Raw genomic sequence first — 2,029 nt, forward strand, 5'->3', positions numbered from 1 at the left:
GATCTGCCCCGCCCTACTCGTCGCTGTCGTCGCTCTCCGGACGCGGCGGCTTCGGCGGCCGGGTCCGGCCGCCCGGGTTGTCCCGCAGATAGTTCGGGCCCTCGCCGCCGTCGGTCGCGTGCCCACCGGGCGCGGCGCCCGGATCGCGGCGCCGCAGATACCGCTCGAACTCGCGGGCGATGGCCTCACCGGTCGCCTCGGGCAGTTCCGCGGTGTCCCGCGCCTCCTCCAGGCTCTGGACGTACTCCGCGACCTCGCTGTCCTCCGCGGCCAGCTGGTCCACGCCCACCTGCCACGCGCGCGCGTCCTCGGGCAGCTCGCCCAGCGGGATGCGCAGGTCGATGAGGTCTTCCAGGCGGTTGAGGAGCGCCAGCGTCGCCTTCGGGTTGGGCGGCTGGGAGACATAGTGCGGGACGGCCGCCCACAGGGAGACCGCCGGCACGCCCGCGTGCGTGCACGCCTCCTGGAGGATGCCGACAATGCCCGTCGGACCCTCGTACTTGGTCTCCTCCAGGTCCATGCGCGTAGCGAGATCCGCGTCGGAGGTGACCCCGGAGACCGGCACGGGGCGCGTGTGCGGGGTGTCGCCGAGCAGGGCGCCCAAAATCACGACCAGTTCGACGCCCAGCTCGTGCGCGAAGCCCAGGATCTCGTTGCAGAACGAGCGCCAGCGCATCGACGGCTCGATGCCCCGCACCAGGACCAGGTCGCGCGGCTTCTCGCCGCCGACGCGCACCACCGAGAGCCGGGTCGTCGGCCAGGTGACCTTGCGCACGCCGTCCTCCAGCCACACCGTGGGCCGGTTGACCTGGAAGTCGTAGTAGTCCTCGGCGTCCAGCGCCGCGAACACCTCGCCCTTCCACTCCTTGTCGAGATGCGCGACCGCGGTGGAGGCGGCGTCGCCGGCGTCGTTCCAGCCCTCGAACGCGGCCACCATGACCGGGTCGACCAGCTCGGGAACCCCCTCGAGCTCGATCACCCAGCGCCTCCTTCCGACGTCCCCCAGCGCCCTCATGGCCTGGGGGGACCCCCATCGCGTACCTGCCCACCTTACGGCGTCGGCGGGGGCCCTCCGCAGCCCCCCGCGACCCGCGGGTTGCCGGGAACACTGCCCCGGGCCGGGCCCTCGCACTCCCCCCGGGCGCACTCCGTCACCCCGGCGCCCGCGTGGTCAGAGCGTCGAGCGCAGCCACTGCTCGACGCTCGCGATGTGCACCGTCGCCCACGAGCGGGCCGCCTCCGCGTCGCCGTCGCGCAGCGCCGCCAGGATCGCGCGGTGCTCGCGCAGGGTCCGGCCGACCGCGTCCTCCTGGGTCAGGCCGCGCCAGATGCGGGCCCGGGTGGTGGGACCGGAGAGGCCGTCGAGGAGCGAGCACAGCACCGAGTTGCCGGCCGCCTGCACGATGCCGCGGTGGAAGTCGAGGTCGGCGGCGACCAGTTCCTCCACCGACGGCTGCGCGCCCAGGGCGTCCAGCTGGGCCGCGAGCGCGTCGAGCCGCTCCCCGGTGATCAGAGCGGCCGCGGCCGCCGTCGCCGCGGGCTCCAGGATGCGGCGGACGGCGAGGAACTCCAGGACCGTGTCGTCGCGGTGGAAGTCGACCACGAAGCTCAGTGCTTCGAGCAGTAGTTGAGGGTCGAGACTGGTGACGTACGTGCCGTCGCCCTGGCGCACGTCCAGGATGCGGATCAGCGACAGGGCGCGTACCGCCTCGCGCAGCGAATTACGCGACAGGCCCAGCTCCGCGGCGAGTTCGCTCTCCTTGGGGAGGCGGTCGCCGGGTCGCAGCGCGCCGGAGACGATCATGCCCTTGATCTTCTCGATGGCCTCGTCGGTGACGGCCATGGCCACCCCTCTGCTCGTCCCCGGAGGGCCGATACCTCCGATGTCTCGGACCATTATGTGGCTACGGGCCGCAGTAACGGCCGGGTGCACGGAGAGGGGCGGCCCTCCGGGGGGCCGCCCCCCGCCCGGGCCCCAAAGGGAGGGCGGGGGGGGGGGGAAGAGTGTGGGTGGGGGGGGGGTGGAATA

General features: G+C 73.3%; 2 protein-coding genes. Both read right to left on the reverse strand.

What is annotated here, in order from left to right; genetic code table 11:
- Positions 1 to 13: 13 nt before the first annotated feature.
- Positions 14 to 979 (reverse strand): PAC2 family protein, encoded by a 966-nt coding sequence (locus ABZY33_RS35945; protein WP_356495923.1) that lies wholly within the window; start codon positions 977 to 979, stop codon positions 14 to 16.
- Positions 980 to 1,171: 192 nt separating this feature from the next.
- A complete protein-coding gene (locus ABZY33_RS35950; RefSeq protein ID WP_356495924.1) occupies positions 1,172 to 1,843 on the reverse strand; it encodes a FadR/GntR family transcriptional regulator in 672 nt (223 codons plus the stop codon).
- Positions 1,844 to 2,029 lie beyond the last annotated feature (186 nt).

The organism is Streptomyces sp. NPDC006552 (assembly GCF_040611655.1).
In the GTDB taxonomy this organism is placed as follows: domain Bacteria; phylum Actinomycetota; class Actinomycetes; order Streptomycetales; family Streptomycetaceae; genus Streptomyces.

Coding starts and splice junctions, on each gene's coding strand:
- ABZY33_RS35950 (WP_356495924.1), bottom strand. CDS start 1,843: ATGGCCGTCACCGACGAGGCCATCGAGAAGATCAAGGGCATGATCGTC.